The sequence below is a fragment of the Bartonella sp. MU70NMGDW genome (assembly GCF_042194085.1).
GTDB lineage: Bacteria > Pseudomonadota > Alphaproteobacteria > Rhizobiales > Rhizobiaceae > Bartonella > Bartonella grahamii.
The window spans coordinates 1-999 of sequence record NZ_JBHIMK010000420.1; the positions used below are offsets into that span (position 1 = coordinate 1).

At 34.4% G+C, this 999-nt stretch carries 1 protein-coding gene and 1 pseudogene; both read left to right on the plus strand.

Translation table 11 applies throughout. The features are described from left to right. A partial coding sequence (locus ACFIKE_RS11370; RefSeq protein ID WP_375650052.1) for an adenylosuccinate synthetase occupies nt 1-495 on the plus strand: 495 nt, incomplete at its 5' end. Nucleotides 496-731: 236 nt separating this feature from the next. Next, nucleotides 732-999, plus strand: a pseudogene (locus ACFIKE_RS11375) (hypothetical protein); the annotation flags it as partial.

Below are 999 nucleotides of genomic sequence, written 5' to 3' on the forward strand. Positions count from 1 at the left end.
AAAGCGTATACCACACGTGTTGGAGAAGGGCCTTTTCCTACAGAGCAGATAAATGATATTGGTGAATTTCTGGGAGTACGTGGGCATGAATTTGGTGTTGTAACGGGGAGAAAGCGTCGATGTGGTTGGTTTGATGCTGTCTTAGTCCGTCAGATGGTAACAATTTGCGGTGTTCAAGGTATAGCGTTGACAAAACTTGATGTTTTAGATGGTTTGGATGAAATAAAAATTTGTATTGGTTATGAGCTTGATGGTAAAAGGATTGATTATTTACCTTCTTCCATGGGAGCTCAGGATCGGGTGAAGCCTATTTATGCAACATTAGAAGGTTGGAAGGAAAAAACAGCCCATGCATTGAGGTGGGAAGATTTACCAATACAGGCTGTTAAATATATACGCTATATTGAAGAACTGATTAACACAAAAGTGGCTTTATTATCCACAAGTCCAGAGCGTGAAGATACTATTCTTATTACGGATCCCTTTGTTAATTGATTATTGTTTTTAGATTTCTATATATGTTCTTTGTTCGTTTTTTTATCTTTTTACAAAAAAAGTTTTTAGGAGCACGTGAGAAAAAGGTGCGAAATAGCATTGTTTATTTTTCATATTCATTTTACATTATTGCGATAGTTGTACCAATATTAAATGGCAATAAATTTAGAAGGCTAAAATAAAGTTTTTTGGCTTTACTGTTGTTTTTTCTCAGTTTAAGAGAGATTATAAAGGAAATGGTAGATTTCGTTGGAATCTTAAAAAAGACAATTAATGCACAAAATAATGTTACATCACAAGTGCGTAAGCGGATTTATAAGCGGGCTACCGAAACACTAGAACATCAATTTATAACAGCAAAAATACCACAAGCAATAGCGGATGAACAAAGAAAGATTCTTCAAAGCTCTATTGCAATTGTTGAAGGAGAATATTTAGCAGTTGAAAAGAAGTTGCTTTCTTCAGTTATTGGGTGGAATCCCACAAATATAAATGAAGATAAGA